24 protein-coding genes and 1 pseudogene are annotated in these 23,627 nt (G+C 63.6%); 17 read left to right on the top strand and 8 right to left on the bottom strand.

Annotated elements, in window-relative coordinates; translation table 11 throughout:
• Positions 1-28: 28 nt before the first annotated feature.
• Together PV768_RS16035 and PV768_RS16030 are read right to left on the bottom strand one after the other, a co-directional pair.
• Positions 29-253, bottom strand: a complete 225-nt coding sequence (locus PV768_RS16035; RefSeq protein ID WP_421093519.1) for a heavy-metal-associated domain-containing protein — start codon at positions 251-253, stop codon at positions 29-31.
• Positions 254-274: 21 nt separating this feature from the next.
• Positions 275-595, bottom strand: a complete 321-nt coding sequence (locus PV768_RS16030; protein WP_421093518.1) for a metal-sensitive transcriptional regulator — start codon at positions 593-595, stop codon at positions 275-277.
• Between the two features lie 210 nt (positions 596-805).
• On the opposite strand from PV768_RS16030, the gene PV768_RS16025 reads away from it, so the two are divergent.
• The 11 genes from PV768_RS16025 to PV768_RS15975 all read left to right on the top strand — a co-directional run bounded on the left by PV768_RS16025 (position 806) and on the right by PV768_RS15975 (position 10,648).
• A complete protein-coding gene (locus PV768_RS16025; protein ID WP_421093517.1) occupies positions 806-1,258 on the top strand; it encodes a universal stress protein in 453 nt (150 codons plus the stop codon).
• Positions 1,259-1,306: 48 nt separating this feature from the next.
• Positions 1,307-1,744 (top strand): hypothetical protein, encoded by a 438-nt coding sequence (locus PV768_RS16020; RefSeq protein ID WP_421093516.1) that lies wholly within the window; start codon positions 1,307-1,309, stop codon positions 1,742-1,744.
• A gap of 67 nt (positions 1,745-1,811) precedes the next feature.
• The gene (locus tag PV768_RS16015; protein ID WP_421093515.1) at positions 1,812-2,099 is read left to right on the top strand and encodes a DUF2933 domain-containing protein; all 288 of its coding nucleotides are present in this window, start codon (positions 1,812-1,814) and stop codon (positions 2,097-2,099) included.
• A complete protein-coding gene (locus PV768_RS16010) occupies positions 2,089-2,760 on the top strand; it encodes a methyltransferase family protein (protein WP_421093514.1) in 672 nt (223 codons plus the stop codon). Before PV768_RS16015 ends, PV768_RS16010 begins: the two co-directional genes overlap by 11 nt.
• A gap of 37 nt (positions 2,761-2,797) precedes the next feature.
• Positions 2,798-3,904, top strand: a complete 1,107-nt coding sequence (locus PV768_RS16005) for an ABC transporter permease (protein ID WP_421093513.1) — start codon at positions 2,798-2,800, stop codon at positions 3,902-3,904.
• Positions 3,901-4,629, top strand: coding sequence for an ABC transporter ATP-binding protein (locus tag PV768_RS16000; RefSeq protein WP_421093512.1), 729 nt, complete (start codon positions 3,901-3,903; stop codon positions 4,627-4,629). Before PV768_RS16005 ends, PV768_RS16000 begins: the two co-directional genes overlap by 4 nt.
• Positions 4,630-4,631: 2 nt before the next feature.
• On the top strand, positions 4,632-5,306 hold the full coding sequence (locus PV768_RS15995; RefSeq protein WP_421093582.1) for a TIGR00730 family Rossman fold protein: 675 nt from the start codon (positions 4,632-4,634) through the stop codon (positions 5,304-5,306).
• Entirely contained in the window at positions 5,303-6,238 is a 936-nt protein-coding gene (locus PV768_RS15990; RefSeq protein ID WP_421093511.1) for a DMT family transporter, read from the top strand. The genes PV768_RS15995 and PV768_RS15990 overlap by 4 nt, the downstream gene beginning before the upstream one ends.
• Before the next feature lie 42 nt (positions 6,239-6,280).
• Positions 6,281-6,544, top strand: a complete 264-nt coding sequence (locus PV768_RS15985) for an SHOCT domain-containing protein (RefSeq protein ID WP_421093510.1) — start codon at positions 6,281-6,283, stop codon at positions 6,542-6,544.
• A 167-nt stretch (positions 6,545-6,711) separates the two neighbouring features.
• The gene (locus PV768_RS15980) at positions 6,712-9,276 is read left to right on the top strand and encodes a heavy metal translocating P-type ATPase (protein WP_421093509.1); all 2,565 of its coding nucleotides are present in this window, start codon (positions 6,712-6,714) and stop codon (positions 9,274-9,276) included.
• Between the two features lie 10 nt (positions 9,277-9,286).
• Positions 9,287-10,648 (top strand): phenylacetate--CoA ligase family protein, encoded by a 1,362-nt coding sequence (locus tag PV768_RS15975; protein ID WP_421093508.1) that lies wholly within the window; start codon positions 9,287-9,289, stop codon positions 10,646-10,648.
• A gap of 36 nt (positions 10,649-10,684) precedes the next feature.
• Here PV768_RS15975 and PV768_RS15970 read toward each other — a convergent pair whose 3' ends face one another.
• On the bottom strand, positions 10,685-11,614 hold the full coding sequence (locus PV768_RS15970; protein WP_421093507.1) for a hypothetical protein: 930 nt from the start codon (positions 11,612-11,614) through the stop codon (positions 10,685-10,687).
• A gap of 702 nt (positions 11,615-12,316) precedes the next feature.
• On the opposite strand from PV768_RS15970, the gene PV768_RS15965 reads away from it, so the two are divergent.
• The gene (locus PV768_RS15965; RefSeq protein ID WP_421093506.1) at positions 12,317-12,628 is read left to right on the top strand and encodes a hypothetical protein; all 312 of its coding nucleotides are present in this window, start codon (positions 12,317-12,319) and stop codon (positions 12,626-12,628) included.
• Positions 12,629-13,004: 376 nt separating this feature from the next.
• Here PV768_RS15965 and PV768_RS15960 read toward each other — a convergent pair whose 3' ends face one another.
• From PV768_RS15960 to PV768_RS15950, 3 genes are all read right to left on the bottom strand, one after another.
• Positions 13,005-13,550 (bottom strand): hypothetical protein, encoded by a 546-nt coding sequence (locus PV768_RS15960; RefSeq protein ID WP_421093505.1) that lies wholly within the window; start codon positions 13,548-13,550, stop codon positions 13,005-13,007.
• 190 nt (positions 13,551-13,740) lie between these two features.
• Positions 13,741-14,406, bottom strand: coding sequence for a helix-turn-helix domain-containing protein (locus tag PV768_RS15955; RefSeq protein ID WP_421093504.1), 666 nt, complete (start codon positions 14,404-14,406; stop codon positions 13,741-13,743).
• Positions 14,407-14,822: 416 nt separating this feature from the next.
• Positions 14,823-15,245 carry a hypothetical protein gene (locus PV768_RS15950; RefSeq protein ID WP_421093503.1) on the bottom strand — a complete coding sequence of 141 codons (423 nt, stop codon included), beginning with the start codon at positions 15,243-15,245 and terminating at the stop codon, positions 14,823-14,825.
• A 288-nt stretch (positions 15,246-15,533) separates the two neighbouring features.
• Here PV768_RS15950 and PV768_RS15945 point away from each other — a divergent pair, with 288 nt between their 5' ends.
• Together PV768_RS15945 and PV768_RS15940 are read left to right on the top strand one after the other, a co-directional pair.
• Entirely contained in the window at positions 15,534-16,220 is a 687-nt protein-coding gene (locus tag PV768_RS15945) for a hypothetical protein (protein WP_421093502.1), read from the top strand.
• A gap of 101 nt (positions 16,221-16,321) precedes the next feature.
• Positions 16,322-16,996: a plasmid pRiA4b ORF-3 family protein gene (locus PV768_RS15940; protein ID WP_421093501.1), complete on the top strand. Its 675-nt coding sequence runs from the start codon at positions 16,322-16,324 to the stop codon at positions 16,994-16,996.
• Positions 16,997-17,316: 320 nt separating this feature from the next.
• Here the strand turns inward: PV768_RS15940 and PV768_RS15935 are convergent, their stop codons facing one another.
• Both PV768_RS15935 and merA read right to left on the bottom strand, forming a co-directional pair.
• Positions 17,317-18,345 (bottom strand): DUF4192 domain-containing protein, encoded by a 1,029-nt coding sequence (locus PV768_RS15935; protein WP_421093500.1) that lies wholly within the window; start codon positions 18,343-18,345, stop codon positions 17,317-17,319.
• 1,500 nt (positions 18,346-19,845) lie between these two features.
• A complete protein-coding gene (gene merA, locus PV768_RS15930; RefSeq protein ID WP_421093499.1) occupies positions 19,846-21,288 on the bottom strand; it encodes a mercury(II) reductase in 1,443 nt (480 codons plus the stop codon).
• Between the two features lie 172 nt (positions 21,289-21,460).
• Between merA and PV768_RS15925 the strand changes: the two genes are divergently transcribed.
• The 3 genes and pseudogenes from PV768_RS15925 to PV768_RS15915 all read left to right on the top strand — a co-directional run bounded on the left by PV768_RS15925 (position 21,461) and on the right by PV768_RS15915 (position 23,467).
• On the top strand, positions 21,461-21,850 hold the full coding sequence (locus tag PV768_RS15925; protein WP_421093581.1) for a heavy metal-responsive transcriptional regulator: 390 nt from the start codon (positions 21,461-21,463) through the stop codon (positions 21,848-21,850).
• 216 nt (positions 21,851-22,066) lie between these two features.
• Positions 22,067-22,405 (top strand): annotated as a pseudogene (locus PV768_RS15920) (ATP-binding protein); the annotation flags it as partial.
• A gap of 324 nt (positions 22,406-22,729) precedes the next feature.
• Positions 22,730-23,467 (top strand): ANTAR domain-containing protein, encoded by a 738-nt coding sequence (locus PV768_RS15915; RefSeq protein ID WP_421093498.1) that lies wholly within the window; start codon positions 22,730-22,732, stop codon positions 23,465-23,467.
• The last annotated feature ends 160 nt before the right edge of the window (positions 23,468-23,627 follow it).

Raw genomic sequence — 23,627 nt, 5'->3', positions numbered from 1 at the left:
CCAGGTGCCAGGGTTTCCGTGTCCACCCCTAACCTCCGGCCACCACGGAGTAGCCGGCTTCAGCAATCGCCGCATCGATCCGCTCCGGATCCAGCTCCGTGGCGGACGTGACGGTGGCCACCGAGACGCCGTCCTTGTTCAAGGCAACGTCCACGGACCCGACGCCCTCCACTTCCCGCAGCTCTTCGATCACCGATGCCACGCAGTGGCCGCAGTGCATCCCGGAAATATTGACGGTTGTCTTCACGCTCATGGCGGATTTCCTCCTTCGTCGTTAGCGCAACAGACGTCCGATGGCATCTGTTGCTTCCCTCACCTTTGCGTCACCGGCCTCCTCGGAGGCGGCCGCGGCGTTCACCACGCAATGTCCTATGTGTTCTTCCAGCAGTCCCAGGCTGACGGCGTGCAGTGCCTTGTTCACCGCAGCGACCTGGGTAAGGATGTCGATGCAGTACGCATCCTCATCAACCATGCGGGCGATGCCGCGCACCTGGCCCTCGATGCGCTTCAACCGGCGCAGGTAAGCCTCTTTCCCGCTGCTGTACCCGTAGTCCGCAACCTCGGCTGACGGGAGGCTGTCAATGTTCTGAGTCATGAGGGTTCCTTTCAGCAGCACAAGAATATACCCCCCGGGGGTACCAAAGCAAATACCTCCTAGGAGCGTAGGGACTGCATGTTCGGCGCTATTGAAAGACGGTCTTTCACCGGCGGCCGGGGCCATAGGGGACTTTCCGCCCTTGCCGGTTATACATTGGCCCAGACACACTGGCCTGCAACGGGCGCAGCAAGGACAACGGGAGGGCTGATGGACGGGGATGCAGGATTCAGGATTGTTGCAGGTGTTGACGGTTCGGACGCTTCGCAGCTGGCACTGGAATGGGCTGTCACCGAGGCCCGGCTGCGGGGTGGACAGGTCCGGGCGGTGACGGCATGGGAGTTCCCGCCCGTGACCGTGGGAATGGAAGGTCTGATCCACGACCCTGACCTCTTTCCGCAGGCAGCCCGCAGGCTTCAGGGCGAGGCCCTGAAAAAACTGGACAGCGGGGACGTGAGTGTCACGGGCGATGTGGTGCGGGGTCCTGCCGCCCCCGTGCTGCTGAAGGCGGCCGTGGACGCCGACCTGCTGGTTGTCGGCTCCCGCGGTCTGGGCGGGTTTACCGGTCTGCTGCTCGGTTCCGTGTCGACCCAGATCCTCCATCATTCACCGTGTCCGGTGCTGGTCGTCCCTACCCGGTCCCGGGCGGGCATCTTCGGATGAGAAAGAAAGCGCTGCCCGCACGGGCAACCGGCAGAGGTTAGCGTCTTCGTGACCTGCGATCACTGGTCCCATGACCATGCCAGGGTGCGCCCGCTGCCGGGGACGGCGAAGACGGCACAAGGATTCATAGGAAGGCTCCAGGCGCTCTGGCATACGGTCACCGGCGCGCTGGGCCTGGTGATGGGACTGGTGCCGCACATGCTGCACCACATCGGTTTTCTCGCCGGGAGCGCCCTCGTCGCAGGATCCGGCGGCACGGCACTGTTCGGCGCGCTCGGACTGCTGGCGTCCATTCCCGCGCTGGTCCACCTGCACCGGCGGTTCGGCAACTGGATTGCCCCTGCCCTTGGCCTGCTGGTCTTCGCAGGAATGTTTTCCCTCTCCGCGTTCGTCATCGGCCCGGCCATCAGCGGCACCGGAACAAACGTGACGCCGGGACCTTCACACACTACCGAGCATACGGGGGACCATTCGGGAGGACATTGACCCTGCCGGTCCACTGAGGGGCCATTCGGCCCTGTCCACCCGGGGCAGGAGAGTCAATACTGTGGCCATGACCAGTCCTTCCGACCCGTTGCGCGCCCCGGCCTCAGAGCCGCCCAGGCCCTGGGTGCAGATCCTGCTGACGGTCCTGATCGCCGGGGCCGCCGTGTACCTGATTACCAACCACTGGCTGCACATCCTGGACGCACTGCCGTACCTGGGCGTGGTCCTGATGATGGGCATGCACCTGTTCATGCACGGCGGACATGGGGGGCATGGGGGGCATGGGGGCGGCGGACACTCCGGGCACGGCGGTACGGGCACGCGGGAAGGCCAAGGAGGCGGACATGTCCACTGACTATGGGTACGACCTCTGGGGCCTGGTCATCATCAACTCGGCCGTGTTCATCATCTTTGCATTCAGCTTCGTCCGGCCCAGGACCAAGCTGGACTGGCGTGCTCTCGGCGGATTTTCGGCGTTCATCGTTGCGCTCTTCACTGAGATGTACGGCTTTCCGCTCACGATCTACCTGCTCTCGGGCTGGCTGGGTGACCGGATCCCGGGCGGGAACCTCCTGAACCACAACTCGGGCCACTTGTGGCAGGACCTGACCGGGTGGTCGGGGGACCCGCACCTGAGCCCGCTGCACCTGCAGAGCAATGTGCTGATCGCTGCAGGATTCATCGTCCTGTACCTGTCCTGGCAGGTGCTTTTCGCAGCCCAGCGGGAGCACCGCCTGGCCACGAGCGGACTCTACGCCAAAGTGCGGCACCCACAATACCTGGGGTTTCTGACCATCATGGCGGGGTTCCTGCTGCAGTGGCCCACGCTGCTGACTTTGCTGATGTTCCCGGTCCTGGTCATCGTCTACCTGCGGTTGGCCCGCAAAGAGGAAAGGATGATGGAGGCCGAATTCGGCGAAGCCTACGCCGCCTACCGCCGGCAGGTGCCGGGATTCATACCCCGCATCGGGCGCCGCGGCGCGGGAACGGGGCAGAGCCTGCCGGAGGGCCGGTGACCGCAGGGCGCCCGCACCGGAACCGGAAGAACCCGCCATGCTGTTCCTTGCGGTGAAAAACCTTGTCCAGGAAAAGACCCGGCTGCTGATCAGCGTCGGCGGGGTGGCATTCAGCGTGCTGCTCATCATGAGCATCCAGGGCCTGTACCAGGGCTGGAGCAACAAAATAGGCGAATATATCCGCACCGTCCCGGCGGATTACTGGGTGACGCAGTCCGGGGCGACGGACATGTTCCACACCCCGTCCGTGGTGCCCCTGACAGTCCGTGACTTCCTCACCGGTATCGACGGGGTGGCCAGCGCCAAACCGTTCAGCGGCCGCCGGGTGGCCTTCGCGCACAACGGCAAAGACATCAACCTGTACGTCATTGCCGACGACACGGAGAACGGGGTCGGCGCACCGGCCCGGGTCGTGGAGGGCGCAACCGTACCCGGCAGGGGCGAAATCATCATCGACCAGGTTGTCGCCCGCAGCCAGGGCATCCGGATCGGAGACACGATTCCGCTCGCCGGCAGGACCCTGACAGTGACCGGGTACTCCGAGGGCGGCTATATCCTCAGCTTCTCCTTCGCCTTCACCACGCGCGAAGACGCCGAAAGCATCCTCCAACTGCCGGGAGCCACCAACTTCTTCCTCGTCACCCTCCGCGACGGCACCGACGCCGGTGAAGTCGCGACGCGGATCGAAGCCAACCCGGCCGTGGATGCGATCACCAAGGACAGGTTCGTGGACAACAACACGAACATCGTCCGGGACACCTTCCTCCCGATCATTCTGGTCCTGCTGTTCATCGGGATCGCTGTAGGCATGACCGTTATCGGGCTGACCATTTTCACCTCAACCATCGAAAAAGCCCGCGAGTACGGGGTCCTGAAGGCCATAGGGGTCAGCAACCGCCAGCTCTACACCGTCGTGGTGGAACAGGCGCTCACCGCCGCCGTGCTCGGGTACGCTGTCGGGGCCGCCCTTGGCCTTGCCGTCAGCGCCGCAGCCGGAAATTACGTCCCCGAGTTCATCACGGAAACCCGTTGGCTGGACGCGGCATGGATTTTCGCCGTCACCCTGATCATGGCAGTGGTCTCCTCGTTGATCCCTGTCCGAAGGCTGGCCCGCATCGACCCTGCGGAGGTGTTCCGGTCATGAGCGTCGTGTCGGTCGAGAATGCCTCCAAGGTCTTCGGCGCCGGACACACCGCCGTGACGGCGGTGGGTAACGTCTCCCTCACCATTGAGGCGGGAGACATCATGCTCATCATGGGCCCCTCCGGATCCGGGAAAACCACCCTGTTGTCCATGATCGGCACGCTCATGTCCCCGACCAGCGGCCGGATCCTCATCTCCGGAAAGGACACCGCGGGCCTGGGGCCCGGGCAACTCTCCCGGCTGCGGCTGCACGAATTCGGCTTCGTTTTCCAGACCTTCAACCTGCTCTCGGCATTGACGGCGGAGGAAAACGTCATGCTGCCCCTGCTCACCGCCGGTGTGCCAGGGAAAGATGCCCGGACCAAAGCCCGGGCCGCACTGGAACAGCTCGGGCTCGGACAGCGCCTGAGGAACCTGCCCCGGGACCTGTCAGGGGGAGAAAAACAGCGCGTCGCTATCGCCCGGTCCCTGGCGAACGACCCCCGGCTCATCCTCGCCGACGAACCCACCGCCAACCTGGACGGACAAACAGGCCAGGACGTCACCCTGCTGCTGTGTGAAACGGCCTGCCGGGAAAACCGTGCGGTCATCATCGTCAGCCACGACCACCGGCTCCGGACTGCCGCCAAACGGGTCATCACCATCGAAGACGGACACCTGAGCGCCGAAGAACGCGGCGAACACGACCGGCACTGCCGCATGCATGCAGGAGCAGCACCGCGGTGAAGATGACTGATGAAGAACTCCTCTCCGTAATGGCCGACCCGGCCGACGATCCTGCCCGGATGGAACGGATCAGCGCCGAGATCGAGACAGGGTTCAAACTCCTGTCGAACCGGGTGGGCAAAGCCGTCGCCGTCTTCGGATCGGCGCGCCCCGGCGAGGATGACCCGCGCTACCGGACAGCACGAACACTGGGTACACGGTGTGCTGCCGCCGGGTTCGCAGTGATCACCGGGGGCGGGCCCGGGCTGATGGAAGGGGCAAACCGCGGCGCGGCAGAGAGCGGCGGAACATCGGTCGGCCTGGGCATCGAACTACCAAGGGAACAGTCCCTGAACCCCTACCTGAACGTGTCCATGAACTTCCGGTACTTCTTCGCCCGGAAACTCATGTTCATCCGGTACGCCTCAGCTTTCGTCGTTCTTCCCGGCGGTTTCGGAACGCTGGATGAACTCTTTGAAGCCCTGACGCTCGTCCAAACCGGAAAAATCCACGAATTCCCCGTCATCATGATCGGAACGGAGCACTGGACCGGGCTCATGTCCTGGATCACCGAACAACTTCGGGACCAGGGATTCATCGCCCCTGATGACATCCGGCTGCTCCGATCCACCGATGACATCGACGAAGCCGTGGACCTGATCCAGCAGTGCCACCTGCGTCAACACGGCAGGCTATGAAGGCATACGCGAACCGGCACCCCGGACAGGCCAAAGGAGCGCCCCGCCCATGGAGAATGCTGGGGGTTACCGGGGCGTGGGGCCTGTGCTTCCTGGCCATCAGGCTCGGCCTGCAGGATGCCCCCATCCTGTGGTTCGCCACCCTGCGGGCACTGTTCGCCGCCGCCGCGCTGCTCATGGTCTGCCAGATCCAGGGCCGGGGCCTGCCGCGGGGACGCGGAACCTGGACACTGATCGCGCTGATGGGCTTCACGAACGTCACCGTCGCGTTCGCCGCGATGTTCGCCGGCACCGCGGGCATGACCATCGGTGCCGCAGCGGTCCTGGCAAACGCCCAGCCGCTGATGATCATCCTTCCCGCCTGGTGGCTATACGGGGAATCACTGTCATCCCGGACGGTGCTGGCGGTTTCGATTGGCTTTGCCGGACTGTTGGCCGTGGGCCTCAGCAGCGGCGGCGGGTCCGGAGCCGGGCTGTCCCTGCTCGCGGCAGCAGCCGTCACCGCAGGGACGCTGCTCGCCCGCAGCCTCGCTGGGACCGACCTGGTCGCCGCCAGTGCCTGGCATTTCCTGATCGGCGGGGTGCTGCTGGCTGTCATGGCAGCCATCGCGGAACCGGCACCGGTGATCCACTGGACCCCGCGATTCCTCGGTTCCCTGCTGTTCCTCTCACTCGTGGGCACCGCAGCAGCCTTCCTGGTCTGGTTCATCGAGGCCGGCCGCTCACGACTGGACCTCCTGACAGCCTGGACCATGCTCGTCCCCGTCATCGGCACCGTCGTCTCCCTGTTCCTCCCCGCGGAGCAGCCCCCGCCATTCACCCTCGCGGGCGCAGCCCTGGTACTCGTTTCACTCTGGATGGTCCACCACCGGCCCGGAAGCAGAACAGCCGGGACCAAAGACTCTGACGCGTCCGGCACCACGCAACGATAGTGAAGCCAAAGCCCTGTACGCACCTGGAAGGAGGAACCCGCGATGATGCTCTGGGACGGAAGCATGGGCGTTTGGGGGTATGTCCTCATGGTGGCGAGTTTCGTCCTGTTCTGGGGTGCCATCATTACCGCTCTCGTCCTCCTGGCCCGATCCACCGCAGCGGGCAACCTCCGCTACGACAGCCGCGGAACTGGATCAGCCGGGACCGGGCAGGCAGAGCGTATGCTCGCCGAACGCTTCGCCCGCGGCGAAAATGACGAGACCGAATACACGGCCCGCCTCAACGTGCTCCGCCGCAGAACATGACACCCGGTTCCCAACCTGGCCCCACCTTGACCGATACCCCTAGGGGGTATAAGTTCGAGATAACCGGAAAACGACGTCACGGGCAACGCCCTCACGCAGTGAAGGTCTGGCAGCGGGGCTCACGAGCCCTGCTTGGCTTCCTCAGACACGCCTGCGAAAGGACGATCATGTCAGTCCACCCGAAGTCAGCCCATCGAGGCGCTCCGGCACCGGAGCTCAGAAATGCCATCGTGGAGGTCCGTGGCCTGCACTGGGCCACCTCCAAGGGAGTAGTCGAGCGGGTCCTGCGACAGCGGCCCGGTGTCGTCGCCGTCGAGGCCAACGCGGTGGCCCAGACCGCTACTGTCAGTTTCGACCCATCGGTGACGTCACTGGAGCAAATCACCGGATGGGTACGGGACTGCGGCTACCACTGCCGGGGCCAATCCGTGCCGGACCATATCTGCTCACCCATGGACGTCCCGGCCGCCGGGCCGCATTCCCGGCATGAACCCTCAGGCCGGACAACATCCACTGACACGCACGCCGGGCACGTCCACCCGGGCGCTGACGATACGATGCGGCCGGCGCCCCCACAGCATGAGGACCATGGCCTGCAACATGTCCACCCGCCGGCAGGCGGCCACGAAGGCCATCAAGGCGGGCACGCCCCAATGCCCCGGACGGCCCAGGACGTGATGGGCCACGGCGGGCACCATGCCGGGATGTCGATGGATGACATGGTCAAGGACATGCGCAACCGGTTCCTGGTCGCCGCGGTCCTTTCCGTTGGTGTGACCTTGTGGTCCCCCATGGGCCGGGACATGTTCGGCTTCACCGCCCCGGCCCCGTTCGGGCTCCGCGACGACGTCATGGCCCTGGTCCTGTCTTTGCCGGTCATCTTCTATTCGGCCTGGATCTTCTTCGACGGCGCCTACCGTGCGCTGAAGGCGCGCACACTGGACATGATGGTGCTGGTCGCGATCGCGGTGGGAACCGGCTGGCTCTACAGCGTCTGGATCACGCTGACCGGGGGCGGGGAAGTGTTCTACGAAGCCGCCACCGTGCTGGCCTCCTTCGTCCTGCTCGGTCACTGGTTCGAGATGCGTGCCCGCGGCGGCGCGAACGAAGCGATCCGCACCCTGCTCGAGCTTGCCCCTCCGGTAGCGGTCGTTATCCGCGACGGGGAAACCGTTGAGATCCGGACCTCCGAGGTGCAGACCGGGGACATGCTCCTGATCCGTCCCGGCGCCAAAATCCCGGTCGACGGAGAGGTCGTTGAGGGCCAGTCGGAAGTCGACGAGTCCATGGTCACCGGCGAGAGCCTTCCCGTGAGCAAAACCGTCGGCTCCGAAGTCATCGGGGCGTCCATTAACACCACCGGCACCATGCGGGTTCGGGCCACCAAAGTCGGGGCAGAGACTGCCCTGGCCCAGATCGTCGCCCTCGTCCAGGAAGCCCAGAACTCCAAAGCCCCGGGCCAGCGTCTGGCGGACCGGGCCGCGTTCTGGCTGGTCCTGGTCGCACTGATCGGCGGGACCCTGACCTTCGCCTCCTGGCTCGCAGTGGGTGCCGGCGTCCAGACGGCCCTGCTGTTCGCCATTACCGTCGTCGTCATCACCTGCCCTGACGCACTCGGCCTGGCCACACCGACTGCCATCATGGTCGGCACCGGGCTCGGCGCCAAGCGCGGTGTCCTGTTCAAAAACGCCACGGCATTGGAGGTCTCCGCCCGGATCAACATCGTCGTAATGGACAAGACCGGCACGCTGACCAAGGGCGAACCTGAAGTCACCGACGTCGTCGTCGAAGGCATCGGCCGCGACGAACTGCTGGCACTGGCCGCGGCCGTGGAACGCGAATCAGAACACCCCCTCGCCGAGGCCGTCGTCCGGCACGCCCAGGAGAACAGCGTCCCGATCCTGGCCGCAACCGAGTTCCTGAACGTTCCCGGCCACGGGGCCGGGGCAACCGTGAACGGGCGCCATATCCTGGTGGGCAACCGCAAACTCATGGCGGACCAGAGCATCGACCTCGGCCCCCTGGCGGGTGTCCGGGACGAGCTGGCCGCCAGCGGACGCACGGCCGTGCTCGTGGCCGTGGACGGGCAGGCGGCAGCGGTCATCGCAATGGCGGACGCGGCCCGGGAAACGGCCGCCGACGCGGTCGCGGCCCTGCACGAGGCCGGGATCGAAGTCGTCATGCTCACCGGCGACAACGAAGCCACCGGCCGCAGGATCGCCGGCCAGCTGGGCATCGATACCGTCATCGCCGAAGTCCTCCCGGGCGAGAAATCAGCAAAAATCGCCCAACTTCAACAGCGCGGAAAAGTCGCTATGGTCGGCGACGGTGTCAACGACGCCCCGGCCCTGGCCCAGGCAGACCTCGGAATCGCGATCGGTGCCGGCACCGATGTTGCCATCGAAACCGCCGATATCGTCCTGATGCGCTCCGATCCGCTGGACGTGCCCATCGCCCTGCGGATCGGCAAAGGCACACTGCGGAAAATGCGCCAGAACCTGGGCTGGGCCGTCGGATACAACGCCATCGCCCTGCCCATCGCGGCTGGGGTCTTCGCGTTCGCCGGGATCGTCCTCAGCCCCGAGATCGCCGCCCTGTCCATGTCCGGCTCCAGCTTCCTGGTCGCCGTGAACGCCCTCCTGCTCAAGAGGCTGCGCCTGCCCCGGCCGGAAACCCCCGAAGCCAGCACCGCACGCGACACCCGGCCCCTGGCCCCCGCAGGGAACCGCTAGGACCAAGCGGATGGACCTGCGGCTCATTTCCCACGTCCTCTACCTCAGGGCCGCCTGGCGCCGGCGCGACCACTGGGACGCCACCAGGATCAGGGCCCACCAGGAACGGGCGCTGCTGGAACTGCGGCGGGCAGCGTACGCAGGCTCGGAGTTCTACCGGCGCCACCACGCAGGGCTTCACCACGCGCCCCTGCAGCAGCTCCCGCCCGTCACCAAGGCCGACCTGATGGACCACTTTGACGAGGCCATCACCACACCGGACCTCAACCTCGCCGGCCTTGAGGACCATCTAAAGTTCCTCACCGAACACCAGGCGGACCCAGGTTCCCCCTGGCATGGCCGCTGGTGGGCGGCCGCCACCGCAGGGACCACCGGCCGGCGCGGCACCTTCGTCTGGGACCGCAGCGAATGGGCGGCCGTCCTGGCCTCCTACGCCCGGGCCAACGACTGGGCCGGGATCTCTGCCGGGTTCAGCCGGCCGCTGAAAATGGCCCTGGTCAGCTCCCGCGTCCCCACCCACCAGTCCGCCGTCGTGGGAGCTTCCCTGCGTTCCCGGCTCGTTCCCACCATCCGCCTGGATGTCACCGCACCCATGGACGAAACCGTCGCCGCGCTGAACCGGTTCCAACCCCGAATCCTCGTCGGCTACGCCTCAGCCCTCAAACCCCTCGCGGCCGAACAGCGTGCGGGCCGGCTGCACATCACACCACAGGGCATCATGTCCGCCTCCGAAGTACTCACCCCGCACACCGCCGCCGAACTGGAGGCGGCCTGGGGGAGCGCACCCTTCGACGTCTACGCCGCTACCGAAACCGCCGGGATCGCCTCGCCATGCACGTTCAGGAACCGGCATGTTTACGAAGACCTGCTGATCGTCGAACCTGTGGACCCGGACGGAAACCCCGTCCCGGCCGGAACAACCGGGGCCAAACTTCTGGTCACCGTTCTGTTCTCACGGACCCTGCCCCTGATCCGCTACGAAATGTCCGACACCGTGCGCCTCGGTGAACGCGGCTGCCCCTGCGGCCGGTCCTTCACCCTCCTGGAGGACATCGAAGGCCGCATCGAAGACGTCCTGCACCTGCCTGGCCTGACAGGGAGCGTAACCGTCCACCCGATCGTGTTCCACCACGTCCTGGACCAAGCCGCCCTCGCAGGGTGGCAGATCATCCAGGAATCCCTGGGACTGCGGGTCCTCCTGGCCGGCCTTACCCCGGGAAACACACCGGAAACGGTGCATACTGCACTGAACCGGGTCCTCACCGAGTCCGGCGTTGCGCAAGCAGCTGTCGACGTCCACGTAGTGAATCACCTCGAACGGACAGCACTGGGCAAAGCACCCTTCGTCCGCGCGCTAAAACACCAGCCATGACAATTCCCCACCCGTTTCGCACCGCCGACGTGGGCCCTACTCAGCTCCCCTCGCCCATCCGTGCACCAGCTCAGCAGCCTCGAACGGGTGGGAAAGCATCCAATAAACGCTCCCCTGCACGCCGACGAGCCGGTGCCCGCTGCCCGGAAGCCGGGCATGGAGGTCACGGATATAGCCGGGTGTCGGGCCTTCACTGGCAACCATAAACATGGTGGGCGTCTCTAAGTCCACGATGCGTCCCGGCGGGGGAGTGGTTACTAAGGACGCTACGGCCCGCAACGGATACCAGCGGTCAAAATCCGGGTCCCTCAGATAACCGTCCACCACCAGCCGGTGCTCAACCTGGTGCGGCCCGTCACGGAAGTCCACGAGATCCCGCCAGGGAAGATAAGACCAAATAGGAATCTTTAGTCCGGGCACCCACCTCGCAAGGGCCGGAGCCAAGGGCAGCATCAACCGGCGACGCATCACCGTACGCCGCCAAGGCGCTGCGTCGGCGAGCAGGGCCCGTCGGTACTCCGGTTCGGTCATAATCGCAGGGGAGTTCTGACAGATCAGACGGGCCATGGGCGCGTGAGCCAGGGCCAGGTAAAAAGCCACATACCCGCCCAACCCCTCCCCGTACAGCGTTACAGGGAAACCGCAGCTTTCCCGGACTTGGATCAGAGCATCCCTATGACGGCCCATCAGATCGGGAACGGAGCCAGCTCCGTGCTTAGGCATCACGAACACCTCGTGGCCCAGCCGGTGTAAAGCGAACGCAAACTCAGCAAAGACATAAGGATGACCACCGGAGCCTTGTGAGATCAGGATGGCCGACTCACCGCCGCCAGGAAAGTGCAGAAGCTCCAGCTGCCGGCCCGCCGATACGAAATAGTCATGGCGAAGAGTGGCTGCCACCTCTTCAGGATCCGAGGCCGTCACGTAATGCGCCTTCCAGAAATCAGGCGCCTTCATCCCGATCATCGCAGCCGCCCCGTCTCACACGTCAGCTCACAGCAATAATTTCCCTTATCTCCATGGTGAACCTGGACTGACAGGACTCACTAATTCCGAGCGATCCGGTTCATTCTCGCATCTAATGAGCGTTCAGATCGAACGCCGCTAATAGTGATTTCGCCAGCTAGAGGAGTGGCGCGCCGCATCGCCTCAAGGCACACCTGTGGTGCAGCTCCAGCGTGGGTCCAGACGCGGTCCGCGAAGTCCAGAGCCTGATCTCCCGAAGCGCCGGTGTTGATCGCCAACGGATGGCGGCACCTGGGCAACTTGCACATCAGTGCCTGCGACATGGCCTTTCTCCGATCCGCGTAGACAGCTGCTCGAGCACCACAATTATGGCTTTCCCGCAGTCGCGGGGAACTGGTAAAGACTCTAACCCGGTTTCCCCTGGCCGCTCCGAGCAATCTGTTTACGCGGCAGGCGAATCCGGCCGCTACCCCCGCAAGGTGAAAGCTACGCACAACGTCAGCGCTGCAGGCGGATCACAGCCAGAATTCAGGGCGTTGGATCGTGCGTCACGGTGTCTGTGCAGGGCCGTTTTGCTGGGCCTGTGGAGCAGACTGGCCCTTGCCTCAACAGCAGGAACTCCACCATTGCGGTTGCCTCCGCCAGAAGAGCTTAATAGGGATCGGAGCGCCGCTCCGTCGCTCCGATCCTTAAGGAGGAACCATGAACCTGACACGGAAATTCTTTGCAGTTATCGGCGTGGCTTTCGCCGGAACTTTGAGTGTGGCCCCGGCCGCTTCTGCAACTATTCATCCGATAGTTGAGTCGTATGACTGTGCAAGCCAGACTGCTTTTGCGCACCATCCGTTAGGAGATGTGGCGGAACCGCCAGGGGTCACTCCCGGCTACGGCAGCCATTCGACGAACAGTGATCTGGCATCATTGTCGGCTACCTCAAAGGGGTTCACGGACTTCTCGAGCCCCGCATGGTCCGACTTCAAGCTCAATGACGTGTGCGGCCGGGTTGGGCAATAGGGTGAGAGCACGCGGACCCTTACTGGGAGGGGGTTCGCGTGTAAGACTCACGGTCTTTCAGCAGCCTGAAGTATCGACGTTGGAATGGCCGGCAGAAGTAGTCCTTCAGTGGTTGCTGCACGTGTAAGACCGTTCACGACTGACTTTGGAAACATGCCGATTAGGGCGGGCCTCCTAATTCCTAGGGTCGGCGTCCTGGATGCATGATGGGGGACCGCTGCGGGCTTATCGGCCTGCGGTGGCCAGTAGGCCAACGCATCCGCGGAACAGCCCGGCTTCAAAAGCCCGATTCGAGAATAGTGTTCACGGAGGTGATGCGGATCACGCGTGCGGACGGTCGGCGGGACTCACCGGAGCAGAAACCTCTTGTTGCATGTTAGGAGAGGTCGGCACCAGGATCTCGGGCCAGCGACATGCGAAGACGCTCTACCCCGTCTGCCCCCTCGGGAACAAGGTCCAAAAGGGTGGGATCAAGCGCCAGATGTCCGAGCATGTTCGCCAGGTGGTTCCGTTCGGCCGGCTGGTAGTCCGGGTTCCTCAGGTCGGAGGCGCGCACGACGGCGGCCAGGGTCAGGAAGTCCGTGAAATGCCGCTCCCGGCCTTTGTCGTTAACGATCACCAGTGCAGCAGCCTTGCCGATCAAACAGCTCAGCAGTGAGGGCCTGTTGACTTTGCCAGAGGACTGGCCGGCGATCACGTGGACAGTCTCTGCTCGGTCGAGCGCCTGTTGCGTTGCAGGAGCTTCGATAGTACTTCCTCCCGTCGCCCCCTTGAGCTTGTCGGAGTGTTCCCCGAGGTGCCGTGGGATGAGGACGTCCAGCTGCGCCTGTCCCCGTACCCACCGGTGCTGCTGCCCTTTGAAGGTCTCCCCGTCCGACTTGAAGCCTAGCTTTAGGAGAAGGTCGGTGAACTTGTAGAGCATTTTCGAGTCGGCCCGGATGTCCAGGGCAACATCGGCGTCCTTGGTGGCTCGGACGATGGGGGCCCCTCGTTCAACGGCGTGCAGTTAGACAGACTGGCCGCCGATCATCACCCAGCCTGTGGGCATCGCCTCGTGGATCTCGAAGACGGCCTGCCACGCCTCCTCCTGTTCGGCAAGCATCGCGGGCAGCTCAACCGGCATGGAGAACACTCCTCATGATGAGATCGCGCGCCGCCTGCCGTTCACGGACTCCGGGGCGCTCGGCAAGGTCTGCGGCAATGAACAGGGCAGGAAGACTCTGGGGGAGATCCTCGGCGACGTGGAGTAACACGTTGGGCCGCTGGCCCGGTCGGGCTTTGACGAGGAACCACTCACGAACGAGAAAGCCCAGGTCTTCACGGTTTACGTACCCTTCGATCTCTGAGCTAGCCAGCAGCCCCGAGTCAGGATGGGAAACCCCTGACAGGCGGATCCGCGGGTCGTCCCGGAGGTCCGCAAGGTCTGCCGGACTCACCGAGTACTCCGCCTTGTCTGCACGGCGGGCAAGCAGCGAGCGGAGTTTGGCGGCCGAGTCGGGCGCCTGCCGCAGGGATGCGAGGTGTTCGCGGAGGCGGGACCGTTCCATCGGGTGCGCGTCGGGGATCTGATCGCCCGAGGAGTAGAGCGCTAGGCGCCATGCGTTCACCGAGGACAGCGGCCGGCCCATACGGGGCTGGTACTTGGCTGCTTCAGCTTCCTCGATCACCCATTGGTTGCCGACCCGTTCTCCTTTGATGACGCCGTGCGCGACCAGATTGCGTGCACGGTTTGGGGAGACGCCTAACCGTTCGGAGAGCTGCGAAATATTCAGTGCCATCACACTACTGTAGTGAGCCTGTAATGGAAGTGTGAAGGTCCTGATCCCGCCTCCGTCTTCGCCGCACACTTGTCGTCGTCGCCGTGCTGGTGGTACTGACCATGACGATGGCGGCGGATGCCGCGCGGCAGGCCGGTGCCGAGACGGGGCGGTGTGGGCGGGGGACGGTAGCCGTGGACCCGCATTCACCATGGACACGGGCCGTCAGATGCCTGGAAGGCAATGGAGGCGGATAGATCGAAGAATTGCCGTAACCAGACAGTACAACCCCTCGATCGAGCAGAGGAGCGTTTCCCTCATCTAATGAGCTCTCTGACCGAACGCCGTTAATGGAGATTCTGTAAAGCTGGTGAGTTGGGGGAGTGTTTGGAAGGGGCTCACGGCCAGTGAACGGACTGCCTTTGCGGTCTACACCGCTAGTCTTCCTTCGCTTCCTCTAGGACTGCACGTGCGGCTGCGGCGTCTTGAAGGTCCGGCAGGGACTTCTCCTGCTCTTCGATCTTGCGGCGGTAGAAGTCATGGGCGGCTTGTTTCGTGATCCCCAGCGCTTCGCCGATCTGGGCCCACGTCGCGCCGGCCTCCCGGGCGGATTTTATGACGTACCAGCGCCGGGCGGTGAGCAGCTCGACGGCCTTCGCGTTTGCACGCAGCGCCTCCAGCGCTGCGACTTCCCTTACCTCCGCGAGGAACTGCGCGGCCGCCACCCGGGCTTCGTCTCTGCCGGTGGCAGAAACTTCCCGCCAGGTCTCACCGCGGTTAAAGTCTTCCCACACTCTAAGCAGCTCGTGGACATCTCCGCCGCTGAGGGCTTGCTCGACCGACCCCGCGTCATCCTTCATGAAGTCAAGCTAACTTGACGACTGCGGCCGGTCAAGGGGAGCGCGCAGGGTTCCGTGCTGCCCCGGCAGGGGGAGCATTTGTAGAACGGGGTCGCGCCGAATCACTCCGCATCTTGTGGCAGGTACCGGAAATGGCGAAACTCCGGCCAAATAGCGGTTGGCCGGAGTTCCATTCCACATCCTGCAGGCTGAACCTTGAAGTTGGCTGGGAAGGGTGAGCGGTTCTCGAGGGCATCACGGACCGTCATCCCGGTCGATGCTTCCGCTTTTGATGCTTAGGCTTTGGGCATGAGGGTTGCAAAGAACGACACCGTCGACGGGCTGCCGGCCGTGCTGGCCCGCTCGATTGTCCGCAAATTTAGAGGCCGTGAAATGGTGGCGGAGGCCGTGGCGGATCTGCTCGAAGGGACCGGATACGAATATGAAGCCGTCCTTGCGGAACTGGAAGCTGCCGGGTACATGGAGAAGGTCCGGGTCGACACTGACGGCGACGTCTGGTGGGACTCGACCATCCAGGGCAATGCCCTGGCGATGGCAAGCTTCGGGAAACCGATCAGCAGAAAAACCGCAGACCGCCTGGTAGCAGGGTTGGTGGAACGGGCGCACGCCTACAACGGCGATCCGGGCAAACCCCTGTTCATCGGCACGCTCAGGGTTTTCGGTAGCTACCTCAGCCCGGGCATCGATCGACTCGGTGACGTCGACATCGAGCTCACGTACGGCAGAAGAATTACAGACCGGCAGGCGCTCTCGGACTACACCAAGGCCACCGGACGATCGTTCGGGACATACTTCGACCAGCTGATGTGGCCGCAGACCGAACTGGTCCGGCACCTGAAGAAACGGTCCGCGTTTATCAACATCACGCTCGAGGACATCACCAGGATTACTGATACCTTCGACACCATCTACAGCATCGACGCGGACCCGGGGGCAGTCCCGCCGCCAGCCGACAGATCCCTCATCGGCAGGTGAAAAACGTCAATAACCGACCTGTCGTCAAGCCGGCAAACCCCGTGGGGTAGAGGTCACTCCGACTTACAAGTAGGGCAGCGGCCCCTGTAAGAATGGATTTAATGTATATCTTCAACGCCGGGGCGGGGGCCGACCAGGACTCGATTCTGGAGGTGCGCGTGGTGCTGGTCGACAGCGAGCCTGAGATTTGGCGCCTATTCCAGCTTCGGAACTCCTTGGCTCTGAATCAGGTGCACCAGGTGCTGCAGACAGCCTTTGGCTGGGAGGACGCGCACCTGCACAGGTTTGTAGCAAGCGACCCGTTCGCGCCGCTGCGGCCGGTCGACGGCGAACTCCCGGAAGTCCTGCAGTGGCTCCCAAGGCAGGAATGTGAAGAACCGGCGGACAGGCCTGAGGAGGATTGCTCCCTGGATCAATTGCTCGCGCTGGGCTCTGCCGAGGCGTTTTACGAGTACGACTTTGGTGACAGCTGGCTTCACCGGCTTGAGCTGGTTTCCCGCCGGCCGGCGGACGAAGACAGTCCAACGGCCCGGCTGATTGACAGCGCGCGGCGCGGCCCGCTGGAAGACTCCGGCGGTTTTCCCGGGTACGAAGAGATCATGGATGCGCTGGCCGACCCGACGCATCCTGACCACGCCGAGCACTCAGCCTGGGTCGCGGACATAACCTGCTCCGACGCGCCTTTTGACCCTGCATTCCTCGACATTCCCACCGTGAACCGGACGCTGGCTGAAAAGTTCCGACGTACGCTGCCTGGGGAAAAACGCGGTAAGTGACGGGCAGGAACAGCCACTTTTCGGGGCACTCCCCCGCCTATTTTAAAAGGCCGATAACCGACGTTCCGTAAAGCTGTGCTCAGCAGGTGGAGTTGCTGGCGGCACCAGGAGGTCCGAAGTAGCCCGGCCGAGGGGCGCCAGTTAAGGCGTATCGTCCTGCAGTCTCACCACACGAAGCCGGTGCTCCTCAACGGCAATTGTCCAACAGCCTGTCGGACAATCGGGTGGCCCTTTCGAGTTGACGCGTCGCGGTAAACCTCTCGCGGAACCTCGTCCAGGGCACACGCGGTCAGAACTATGGCGTCTCTAACGTTCCGTGTCTAGTCGAAGGGCAGTGCTTTGTAGGCGGTTTCCTTGTTCATGTTCCAGCCGGCGACGAGGCCGGAGCCGATCATTTGGTCGCTGAGGCGGGCGAGGCGGTAGGCGGGGTCGTTGTCGAGTGCGAGTTGGAGGAATTGGTGGGCTTTGCTGCCTTTGCCTTCCCACCAGTTGATGTAGCCGATGGCTGTGAGGACGGGTGCTGCGTGTTGGGGGCTGGTGCGGGTGTAGGCGTGGAGGAGCAGTTGTTGCGCCCATTCGATGCGTGACCACTTCGGTGCCTCTTCAGTTTGGGCGAAGAGGATGTGCTGCATGGGTTCGTCGACGCCGGGGATGTCTGCGATGAGCCGATCGCGAATGGCGGGGAATTGCAGGTTGGCCACCAAGGCGTGGCAGTCCGCGTCGGCGGGGAAGTCTTTGGAGTCCAGCATGTCTGCCCACAGTTTCCTGCCCTGCTCGAGTGCAGTATCGGTTTGCTGTGACCTGATGCTTTCGATGTGGTGTTCGACGGCGGCTGCTTTGGCCTCGTCCTGGCGGGTGGTTGGGAGGGTGATGCGGTCGGTTGGTTCGACGTAGCTGCCGCGGTAGATGAATTCGGCGTTGATCGCGCTGGTTTGTGTGGAACTGACGGGCAGGGCGAGGCTGGTGCCGGGTTCGCCGTCGTAGGGGGAGAAGGTGTCGTCGCCGACGAAGAGTCCGTCCCGGATGGTGATGCCCTGTTCGGCGAGGACCCCGGTGAGTGCAGCGATGGTGCCAGCCTGCGGCCTGGCTGAGCCGGCGTGGGTGGTTTCGCTGGTGTAGACGGCGAAGAGAACGGAGGTTGCGGTGCTGTCGCTGGCCAGGCAGTGTGCGACGGTCCGTGCGTAGGGGAGTTCCTGCCCTGGTTGACGGGGGAGGTCGATGCGCAGGGTCGCGCCGATGCTGTTCTCGTGCATCGTGATGCAGACCAGGCTCTCCTGTGGCCAGAAGCCCAGGGTGTGTCCGATGAAGCTGAGGACATCTGATGGTGTTTTGATCGTGAGCTTTTCCATGATCCAGCTATTCCCCTTACCGGTTGTTGTGCTGTGCTTTCTGCGGTTGTTGGTTGTGGGCGTCGTTCTGGTAGGGGACCATCCGCTGGGTTGAGGGGCCGGAGTGCAACTTGGGGGACCGGCGCCGGGGGCGAAAACTTCGTCCCGGAGCCTTTCGAATTGGCTTTGGGAAGTTTTCGGATCCGGGGCCGGCGCGGTAGCGCCCTGGTTGCGCGGAGGTCCCGCCCAGCGATCATGGGTACATATCAGAATGACAAGCAGCGTTGGAACTTCTGCCTGTTCATCGATGCCCGGGAAATCAGCGGCATGACTTCAGATGCGCCGACTGTTTGGTGTGAATCAGACGCGGGCTGTCAGCACCCAAGGAGCCAAGACCTCACTCTCGAGTCGGAGTGTCCGTGAATCAGGGTCGGGGCGTGCAGCCCTAGCGGCGTCACGTCTATATCGGTTTCCTCGGCCGGTAAAGAATTTGCCGATGTGCAATCAGAATGTCAGGACAAAGTAGAACCGCACCCGTTCGCTTTGGGTGCGGCTGTTGGTCTCGACGATCTGGAGGGCCAGGAACGGGGTGTGTACAACGTACACACTTTCCGCTTCGGACCGGGTCGAACTGGGGCCCGATTGCCCCGGATTCAGCATGTTTTCGCGGGCTCCCAGTGTTCGCAAGGGCTGGAATCGCGTTCGAGTCCCACCTCGGGCACAGCATATCCCCTCGTCAGAGGGGTTGTTGCTTTAACGTGTTGACATGACTTGTGGTGGCGTCCCTCTGACGCTAGATGCGCGGGCTGTGGCCTGGCTGCCGCGGAGCCTATTCAGGTGTGTGGGGTGGCGGGTTCAAGTCCCTGGCTGGTGGGCCTTCCGCCTGCTGTCGTGGGGTTGCGTGTTTCCTCGTTCCGTTCTGTCGGGTTGGCCGGGGGTGGCCAACACTTATTCATGGTCCGGGGCTGCGGCCACTGCATGACATCGCCGAATTCGGGGCGAAATTATTCTTTGAGCGCTACTTTAGAATCCGCGGGAATCCGTATCTTCTCGCTTTGTCCTGCCAAAGCGGGTGTGGACAGTGTCAACACTTATGTCTGCTTTATTAGCTGTAGCAAGACACTAGACGTGGTGCTTCTAATGTCTGAATGCCAGCGTCCGGGTATATCGGCAGGAACGTTTATCGACTGCAGACTGATCGTTTCAGAAGATGGTGTCTTGTCCTCTTGGCAATAGAAACGCGGTCACCCGTGCACTGGTAATGGCGGCGGGGTCCACACATTGAGCGTTGCCCGGTGGCTCAGCGGATCCCGCTATCAACTATCAGCGTGATGTGAACAGGATTGTCCGAGACGACCACAGACTCGGAAGCCGTCGAGGCGTAACCGCCGACATTGGTCGCCCTAATGACGTAGCGGCCGTCGGGCAGCGTCAGACTGAAAGCACCTGACGTGTCCGTGCGCGCTGAGGCCCGGACGGGTGCTGTCGCCCCCACGAACACATAGGTTGTCGGTGGCCACATCATGCTGCGCAGCAGGACAGTTTGGAGACATCAGTAGTGAAGGACTGGGCTGCTATCTTGATGCCTTCGGTCATGGTCAGATAGGGGCTCCAGAGATTCGCGACCTGATCAACGGTCATCCCGGCCTCCAGAATGTAGACCCCCGCGGCGGCGATGTCCCCGGCTTCCTTACCCACGGCAGTGATCCCTACGATCCGACCCGTGTCCGCGTCGGCAACGATCTTGATGAAGCCGCGGGTGTCACGGTTCACTAGCGCGCGAGGGATAAATTTGAGCGGCAGAACGCGGCACGTGCACCGGATCCCTGCCTGGTTCGCTTCTTTGTCCGTCATCCCGACGGCGGCCAGGGCAGGGCTGGTAAACGTGACCCGGGGCAGGTGCCGGTAGTCGACCTCGCGCCGGGCACCCTCGAAGGCGTTCTCCACCATCAGGGCCCCGTGCGCGGCGGCTACATAGACGAACTCGGGGTTCCCCGTCACGTCACCCGCGGCCCAGACCCTCGGATTAGTACTGCGAAGGCCCCCGTTGATCAGGACTTCCCCGCGGTTCCCGGTTTCGACGCCGACCATGCAGAGGTTCAAACCCTCCGTGACCGGGCGCCGGCCTGTTGCCATGAGCAGGCGCGCGGCCCTGAACTCCTCGTGTCCTCCTGAGACGGAAGCGTGCACGACCACATCCCCCGACGCCTGATCGGTCCGGACCGAGGACACTGTCGCTCGGGTGACGACCCGGATGCCCTCATCGGCGAAGACACCGGCGATGGCGTGCCCGGCTTCGGGCTCTTCGGCCGAGGCGAGTTTGGAGCGGACCAGGATGGTCACGCTCGTTCCGAGCCGGGCGAAAATCTGCGCCTGCTCCAGTGCCACATACCCTCCGCCCACCACCAGCATCGAAGCGGGAACTTCCTGCAGCTCCATCGCACTCGTCGACGTCAGATAACCCACCTCGTCCATTCCCGGCACTTCCGGGATCCAGGGGGTGGAGCCGGTCGCCACCAGGTAATGTTCCGCGCTGACTGTCTCGGTGGTTCCGCCCGGGACGGTGATGTTCAAAACCGGTGCGGCCGCGGTTCCGGCGAACGCCGCCGTCCCATGCTGCAGCTTCCATCCATAGTCCGCGGCGAGGTCCACATACTTCTCTGACCGCATGGCTTCGACCAGTGAGCGCTTCCCGGCGACCAGTTCGGGCATATCCACCGGCGCGGAGGAGGTGCTGATGCCAGGGAACCGTCCGGAAGCATCGACGGCGACATGGCGGGCTTCCGCGGCGGCTAGCAGGGCCTTGGACGGGATGCAGCCCGTGTTCACGCACGTGCCACCCACAGTGCTGCGCTCAACCATCAAGACCCGCTTTCCGCGGTTCGTTGCCCGGATGGCCGCAGCGAAAGCACCCCCGCCGGAACCGATGATGGCCAGGTCATAATCGAATGGTGCTGCCGACACGAGGGACTCCTGAAGATGGGAGGGAAGCAGCCGCCAGCACACCTGCTGCTCAACCGACCGCCATTTGCAGCCTTCAGCCGAAGACCTGCTCTGCATCCCATTCTCGACCTTCCCCTATACTGGAATGTCAAGGAATCGCCGTCCTGGTCGCCTGCTAAGAAATGGGTTCATGATTCGTATCGGTGAGGCCGCGGCAGCGGCAGGGATGACAACCAAGACGCTTCGTTTCTACGAGGACAGCGGGCTTCTCCCGGCAGCGCAAAGATCCTCTAACGGCTACCGGGACTACCCTGAAGACTCCGTGGCCAGGCTCGAGTTCATCCGCCGCGGAAGGGCCGCAGGCCTCGCCTTGACGCAAATACGCGAAATTCTTCGCCTCCGTGACGCCGGAGAAGCCCCCTGCGCCCACGTCCAGGGCCTTCTCTCCAACCAGCTGGCCGAACTGGACCACCAGATTTCTGAACTAATGGCGTTGCGATCCGTCGTCGCCGGCCTCCACGCCAACGCCGCTGCCGGGACCGACGCAAACTGCGATCCCGGACGCATCTGCAGCTACCTCTGACGCATTCCTCCAACGGACGCCAGCTTCCGCGACCTCGGACTTCGTCTTGACCCGCGGCAGTGGATTCAGAGCGCCAGAACGCAGACCACCTGGGCACTTTCACAACATCGTCCCCGGGCGTCCGACTGATGGGTACCGTTCGGGCCGTCCTAGTGGGCTCCGATCACGTTGACACAATCACTCCTCCGTGAAAACCACGAGCGAACCCACCTGCCGATGATCCTCATCGGCATGCCCGGCATAGACCAACGATTCCGGCACTACCCCCAGCTATACAGCCGACTCGGCTTCTCCCACCGATACCGCGCCCTCGGCAGAGACGAACTCCTCTTCGTTCTGGACCGACACTGGAAACGTCTCGGCCGGACCCTCGACCCGGACGACTTCACAGACGCCCAGGCAATCGCTGCAGTAGAACGCATCACCCGTGGCAACTTCCGGCTCCTCGAACGGCTATTCCCACAGATCATACGCATCCTAAAAATCAACCAACTCGAAACCATCACCGACGACGTCGTAGAAGCAGCAGCGAGCATCCTCGTCATCGGCAACTAGCGACAGAGAGCGAACACAAAAAGCCGCCACCTAACGCCAACATCCACAAATGGCTCTTTCCGCAGCTAGGCTCGTAAGCGGCTCAGTTGTCGGGCCCCACCACGTGATCGTCTTCGTTTTGCCGGGCCTCTGGGCGTTTGTGATAAACGGAACCGATGGATCATGTAAAGGGGAAGTCTTCAGGGCACGTGTGTCTATCGCCCGCCCTTTCGAGTAATGTGACAAGCGCGAGCCACCCGCAAGACGCCCTCCGTCCTCTTCTTTGCTATACCCGGGCGGGGCTGCCGGCATAAACGGACCCGTCCGGGTCAGGAGGAGGCGTGCGTGTCTCAGCGCAACTCGGAACCCTCCGCCGAACAACTCCAGGATCTCTTGTTGGAAAGTCCCGGTTTCGCCGAGTTCCTGCTGTCCCTGACAACCCTGACGGCCGCCGCGCTCGGAGGCAGGCAACCCATGCTGTGCGCCATCACGGTCGAACGCGTCGGAAACGCATTCACCGTAGCAAGCAGCACGCCCGCGGCGCGGGCGCTGGATGACCTGCAGTACCGACTCCACCGTGGCCCATGCCTCACCGCACTGAGAACCAACACCACCGTCCTCGTCGCGGACACCCGCACCGAGACACGCTGGAGCGGTTACTCCAACCTCATGGACAACAACGGCATTGCCTCCGTGCTGGCCATGCCCATTCCCGCGGGTAACGGCGCAGCGGCCGCCCTGAACTGCTACGCCCGTGATACCGGAGTTTTTACGCCTGCCACGATAGCCCGAATCCAGGAGCACGCCGCAGCGATCTCCGGCATCCTGCGCCTGGCCCTTCGGGTCCACTTTGCCGAGCCTTTCCCGGCGGATCAGCGCAAAGTCCTCCAATCCCGGTCGGTGATCGACGCTGCCGTCGCCCTGGTCATGCTGCAACACCGATGCAGCAAGGACAAAGCCTTGAAGGTCCTTAGTTCGGCCGCACAACAACCGGAGGAGACAATGCACACCATCGCCCGTGACATCCTCGCACGCGCCGCCGATCAGTCCGGACGCCCACCGGATCATAGACCTGCCGATTAGCCCGCTGTCGGGTGGAGTCCACCCATGGCGTCCGTCGATAGACCGTGACAGCCGTGGCCCGTTTCGCATGGCCGGGCCGAGGCCCGGACATGCGCGATCGGGGCCGGTGAAGGTGCGTTAAGAACGCATCAATATTGCGGGCCAAGGCATTAAGGATTCG

Origin of the sequence: Pseudarthrobacter sp. CC4 (assembly GCF_048957775.1) — a bacterium.
Lineage (GTDB): Bacteria > Actinomycetota > Actinomycetes > Actinomycetales > Micrococcaceae > Arthrobacter.
The sequence above is the reverse complement of the archived record's forward strand: the minus strand, read 5'-3'. Positions and strand labels throughout refer to the sequence as shown.